This window comes from Protofrankia sp. CiP1_Cm_nod4 (assembly GCF_982290645.1).
In genome coordinates, this window is sequence record NZ_CEVIVC010000111.1 from 1 (window position 1) to 6,394 (window position 6,394).

The 6,394-nt window shown below is 76.8% G+C and carries 2 protein-coding genes; both read left to right on the forward strand.

Annotated features, from left to right (window positions below; genetic code table 11):
- Window positions 1-1,604 (forward strand): polysaccharide biosynthesis protein (locus AC5LSR_RS18125; protein WP_493468712.1); only part of this gene is annotated, 1,604 nt, incomplete at its 5' end.
- A 132-nt stretch (window positions 1,605-1,736) separates the two neighbouring features.
- Window positions 1,737-6,356 carry an alpha-(1->3)-arabinofuranosyltransferase domain-containing protein gene (locus AC5LSR_RS18130; protein ID WP_493468713.1) on the forward strand — a complete coding sequence of 1,540 codons (4,620 nt, stop codon included), beginning with the start codon at window positions 1,737-1,739 and terminating at the stop codon, window positions 6,354-6,356.
- Window positions 6,357-6,394 lie beyond the last annotated feature (38 nt).

Sequence of the window (6,394 nt, forward strand, 5' to 3'; positions counted from 1 at the left end):
CCACCGCGGTGCGGGCGGCCTCCCCGATCGCCGCGGCCGGCGTCATCGTCAACACGGCGAACCTGCTCGTCACGCTCGTCCTCGCGCGCGAGCTCCCGCCGGTGGCCTACGGTGCGCTGGCTCAGCTCCTGGCGCTGTTCTTCGTGCTGTCCATGCCGGGCAGCGCGCTGCTCGTCGGGGTCGTCCGCACGATCACGAGCTGGCAGCGGGACGGCCGTGGCGCCCTGGCCGACGCCTGGGTCGCCCGGGTGCGCCGCGCCGGGGCCGTGCTGACGCTGGCCGTGGCTGCCGGAGGCCTCGCCCTGCGCGGCACGATCGCCGCCGCGCTGTCCCTGCCGGGCCCCGGCGGCGTGGCGGAGACGCTCACCGCGGGCGCGGCGTGGTGCCTGCTCTGCGTCGACCGTGGGCTGCTCCAGTCCGCCCTGAGGCACCGGGCGCTGGCGGTCAACCTCGCGCTTGAGGGGCTGACCCGTGGCGTGTTGGCGGTCGGGCTGGTGCTCGCCGGCCTCGGGCCGGCCGGCGCCTGTCTGGCGACCCTGCTCGGTGTGCTCGTGGGGCTCGTCCACTCGCGCCGGGCCCTGCGGCCCCGCGTTGGACGGCGGCGCGGTGGCCTGTCCCGCACCGGCCTGTCCCGAAGCGGCCCGTCCGGAGGCGGCCCGTCCGGAGGCGGCCTGCTCGAAGGTGAGGCCCTCCGAAGCGGCCCGGCCGCCAGTAGCCGGCCGCGGGTGCACCCCGGCGAGCCCGGTGCCGCGCGCGCCGTCCCTGCCATGCGGCCGGCCCCCGACGCGCAGGCGCGCCCGGCCGGGCCAACAGCCCCCGCCGGGCCAACAGCCCCCGCCGGGCCGGCGAGCCTCGCCGGGCCGACGGACCGCCCGACCGTCGAGATCGGCGCCGCGCTGACCGCGCTGGTGTTCCTCGGGCTGTTGCAGAACATCGACCTGCTGGTGCTCGGGGCGCGCGGTTCCACCGACGCCGGCCCGTACGCGGCGGTGTCCGTCGCCTGCAAGGCGCTGGTCTTCGCCGCGGTCGCCCTGGGCGGCTTCCTGCTCCCCGAGACCGCCAGCCGCCGGCACCGCGGCGAGCACGCCCTGCACCAGCTCGGCGGGACGCTGGCGATGCTCGCGGTACCGGCCGCGGCGCTCCTCGCCGTCGCGCTGGCCGCACCGAGAGCGGGCCTCACCCTCGCGTTCGGCGCGCCCCTGGCCGTCCGCGCGCCCGCGTTCGCGCCGCTGGCCGGCGCGATGGCCTGCCTGGGGGCGACCGTCCTGTGCACCTACTACCTGCTCGCCGTGGGGGAACGTCGCGTCCTCGCCGTGCTGGCCGCCGCCACCGCGCTCACCGTCCCGGCGCTGTGGTGGGCGCATGGCGACGCGATCATCACCGCCCGTATAGAGCTCGCCATACACGTGGCGTTGCTGGCCGCGGCCGGGCCGCTGGTACGGGCCGCCGCCCGGCGCGGCGCGCCGCCCGGGCCGGCACCGGGCCGCCGGGCGGCGGCGCCGAGACCGCCGGGCCATCCCCGGGGCGGGCTGCACCGTGACCGACGCGACATGTGGCATTCCATCCCGCCACCCGCGCCGCGCCACCGTCGGAGAGATCCCTAAGATGCACCGGACGCGGCCCGCACGCACCGCGCCGGCCAGGTGAGCCGTCACGGTGAACCGGCCCGGCGAGCGGCCGCCCCTCCCGGCGGCACCCGCCAGCCGCGGACCGGACCAGGATGATTGGGTTGGACGGTGACCCTGACCGCACCTTCAGCACGCCCACGGCGCGGTCTCGGCCGCCGGATCACCGGCCGGCCGGCCGCCCCCGCCGGCCCACCGGGACGCGGCCCGCGGCGGCTGCTGCCATCGTGGCCCACGGCGCTGCTGGCCGCGATCAGCTACCTCCCGCTGCTGCTCACCGCGCCCGGCCGGGTCGGCGTCGACACCAAGGCCTACCTCTACCTGGAGCCCCAGAAGCTGATCGGACGAGCGGGGATCATGTGGGATCCCGGTGTCGGGATGGGTGTGGTCACCCATCAGAACATCGGCTTCCTGCTCCCGCAGGGCACCTTCTTCTGGCTGCTGGACCTGCTGGGCCTGCCCACCTGGGCCGCCCAGCGGCTGTGGACCGGCTCGGTGCTGTTCCTGGCCGGCGCGGGCGTGCTGTTCTGCATGCGCTCGTTCCGCTGGCCGCACCGGTACGCCTTCGTCGCCGCCGTGGGCTACATGCTCACCCCCTACGTCCTCGAGTACGAGGCGCGGATGTCGGCGATCCTGCTGCCGTACACGGGCCTGGGCTGGCTGCTGGGGATCACGGTCCGCGGCCTGCGCGAGGCGCGGGGCGGCCTGGCGGGGTGGCGGCCGGACGGCTGGCGCTGGCCGGCGGCGTTCGGCGTCACCGTCGCGCTGGTCGGCAGCAGCAACGCGTCCAGCCTGATCTTCGTGCTGCTGGCGCCGGTCCTGTGGCTGCCGTTCGCGGTGTGGGTCACCCGGGAGGCCCGTCTCGGCCCGGCGCTGAGCATGTGCGCCCGGGCTGTGGTGGCGGTCGTGGGCTGCTCGGCCTGGTGGATCGCGGGCCTGGTCACCCAGGCCGGCTACGGCGTCGACATCCTCGCCTACAGTGAGACGCTCAGGACGGTCGCGAGCGCCTCGCAGGCCTCCGAGGTGCTGCGCGGCCTGGGCAACTGGTACTTCTACGGCGGGGACGCGCTGGGCACCTGGATCGCCCCGTCCCGGGACTACACCCAGACCATCTGGGTGATCATCATCAGCTTCACGGTGCCGCTGCTGGCCCTGGCGGGCGCGGCGCTGTGCCGGTGGGGATACCGGGCGTACTTCGTCCTGCTCGTGCTCGTCGGCACCGCGGTCGCGGTCGGGGTCTACCCGTACGAGCACCCCTCGCCGCTGGGCGGGGCCTTCCGGTCGTTCGCCGAGGCGTCCACCGCCGGTTTCGCCCTGCGCTCGATGCCGCGTGCCGTGCCGCTGGTCGCCCTCGGCCTGTCGGTGCTGCTGGCCGGCGGGCTCGCCGCGCTGACGCAGCGCGTCGACGAGGGGCTGGCGCGGCGCGCGCGGGAGACGCCCGGCCGGGGGCGGCGGCAGGCCGCCCGGGTGCGCGGCGCGCGGGTGCGGGCGTGGCCGGGGCTGCCGACGTCCGTGCCGGGGGTCACGTGGGTGGTCGTGGTCGTGCTGATCGTGGCGAACCTGAGCCCGCTGTGGCGCGGCCAGTTCGTCGAGGCGGGGCTGGACCGGCCCGAGAAGCTTCCCGACTACGAGCTACAGGCCGCCGCCGACCTGGACGCGGCCGGGACGGCCACCCGGGTGCTGGAACTGCCCGGGGCGCCCTTCTCCCACTACCGGTGGGGCACGACCCTCGACCCCGTCCTGCCCGGACTGATCGAACGGCCCTTCCTCTCCCGCGAACTGATCCCGCTCAGCGCCCCCGCGTCCGCCGACCTGCTGCGCGCGCTCGACCGCCGGCTGCAGGAAGGGGTGTTCGAGACCGGTTCGCTGGCCGACATCGCCCGGCTGATGGGCGTCGGCGACGTGCTGCTGCGCAGCAACTTCCAGTACGAACGGTTCCGCACCCCGCGGCCGGTGCCGACCTGGCGGCTGTTCACCGGCCCGGTGCCGGCGGGCCTGGACGCGCCGCGCCGCTTCGGGCCGCCGGTGACCGACACCTCGCGGATCCCCTTCAACGACGAGATCGCCCTGGGCACGCCCCCGGACGCCCCCGCGCCGCCGGCGCTGGCCGCCTTCGGGGTCCGGGACGCCAGGCCGATCGTGCGCACGGCGACGACCGCTGCCCCGCTGCTGGTCAGCGGGAACGGCGAGGGGCTGGTGGACGCCGCGGCCGCCGGGCTGCTGGCCGAGGCGGTGGCCGGGAACCGGGCCATCCTCTACACCGGCTCGCTGGCCGCGGACCCCGCCGGCCTGCGACAGGCCCTGGACGACGGCGCCGACCTGCTGCTCACCGACAGTAACCGGCGGCGGGCGGAACGCTGGAGCTCGGTCCGGGACGGGTACGGCTACGTGGAGGCCCCCGGCGGCGCGCCGCTCACCCCCGACCCGAACGACAACCGGCTGCCGGTCTTCCCGGACGCCACCGAGGCGTCCCAGACCGTCGCCGTGCTGCGGCCTGCCGGCCAGCCCGCGCCGACCGCCTCCACGCGGATCGCCTCGGTGGAGGCGACCGACTACGGCAACACGTTCTCCTACAGCCCGCCGGAACGCCCGGCCGGCGCGGTCGACGGCGACCCGGACACCGCCTGGCGGGTGGGCGCGTTCGCCAACCCGGCCGGGCAGCGCCTGCGCGTCGGCCTGGCCGGCCCGGTGACCACGGACCGGGTGCGGCTGGTCCAGCCGCTCACCGGCGCGCGCAACCGGTGGATCACCCAGGTGACGCTGCGCTTCGACGGCGGCTCGCCAGTGACGGTGCCGCTCACGGACAGCTCCCGGGATCCCGCCGGCCAGGTGCTGTCCTTCCCCGCCCGCAGCTTCACCCGGCTGGACATCACCATCGACGCCACCAACATCGGGGAGCGCGCGAACTACGCCGGCCTGTCCAGCGTGGGGTTCGCCGAGGTCGACATCGTGTCACCGGACGGGAGCGCGCCCCACGTCCAGGAACTGCTGCGGATGCCCACCGACCTGCTCTCCGCGACCGGCGCGGACTCCCTGCGGCACCGTCTGACGTTGCAGGTCACCCGGGACCGCGCGGACCCGGCCGAGCCGTTCAAGTCCGACACCGAGCCGGCCGTCGCCCGCGTGTTCACCCTGCCGGCCGCGCGGGCCTTCACCCTGACCGGCACCGCCCGGGCCTCCGCCTACGCCGACGACCTCGTGCTCGGCGCCTCGGCCGGCCGGCCGGCCGGCGGGGTCACCACCGCGTCCTCCGGCCGGCTGCCCGGCGACCTGGCGGCCGGCAGTGCCAGCGCCTTCGACGGCGACCCGGCCACCGCGTGGAGCCCCGGCTTCGGCATGCAGCAGGGCGCCTGGATCCAGGTCGACTCCCCCCGGCCGGTGGACCTGTCCGAGCTGACGCTGTCCGTGGTCGCCGACGGCAGCCACTCCGTGCCCACCGCCCTGGGGCTGATCGTGGACGGCCGGCGGGTGGACACCCTCACCGTCCCGCCGGTCAGCGACCTCGGGCAGCCCGGCGCGAGCCGGACCGTGACGATGTCCTTCCCGCCCGTGCGGGGCAGCAGTATCCGGCTCGTCGTCGACAGGGTGCGGGTGGCCACCACCATCGACCCGATCAGCGGGACCCAGATCTCCATGCCGGTCGGGCTCGCCGAGGTCGGCCTCGCCGGCCTGCGGGTGCCCCCGCCGCGGGCCGAGCTGCCCGGCACCTGCCGCGACGACCTGATGACGATCGACGGGCGTCCGGCTCCCGTGCGGATCACCGGCTCCAGCGCGGACGCGCTCGGCCGCGCCGGGCTCGCGGTGTCACTGTGCGGTGATCCGATCACCCTGGGCCCCGGCGAGCACGTGCTGCGGACCGTCGAGGGCGCGCGGACCGGCTACGACCTCGACCGGCTGATCCTCACCTCGCAGCCCGTGGGCGCACCGGCGGCACCGGCAACGGCCGGCCCCGCGCCGGCGGGCCCGGCCGCCACGGCCACGGCCACGGGTTCGACGGCGGCGGCGCCGGCGGTGGCGGTCACCGGCTCCACGGCGACCTCGTTCGGGCTGCGGGTCACCGGCGCGCGGCCCGGGCAGCCGTTCTGGCTGGTGCTCGGCCAGAGCCTGTCCGCGGGCTGGCGGGCGACCTCCGGCGACACGGACTACGGCCGGCCCGTGCTCGTGGACGGCTACGCCAACGGCTGGCGGATCACCCCCACCGCGGCCGGCTTCGACATCGCGCTGACCTGGACGCCGCAGACGCTGGTGCGGCGCGCCCTGGCGGCCGCCGGCGTCGCCCTGGTCTCCAGCGCCGTCCTGCTGGTGGTGACGGCCCGCCGGCGCCGGCGGGCCGGCCAGGGCCCGGACGGGCCGCCGGACCTGCCGGTGTTCGAGCCGCTGGCCGCCCGCGCCGCGCGGGTCCCCGTCCCGGTCGCGCTCGCGCTGGCCGCCGCGGTGGCCCTGGCCGCGCTGGCGCTGGTCAATCCGGTCGCGAGCGTCGTCACCGGGGTGAGCACGCTGGCCGCCCTGGTGCTGCCGCGTGGCCGGCTGCTGCTGCGGGCCGCCCCGGCCGGCCTGCTCCTGGTCAGCGTGGGATACGTCGTCCAGGTGCAGCTCCGCCACCATCTGCCGGTCAACGGGGAGTGGGTCCAGGCATTCGACAAGATCGCAACGGTCTCCTGGATCGCGATCCTGCTGCTGGCCGCCGACGTGGTGGTCGCGGCCGCGCAACGCCGCCGCGGGAAGGCGTAGACCGCCCGGCGCCGCCCACGGGGAGCCGGGCCCTGACC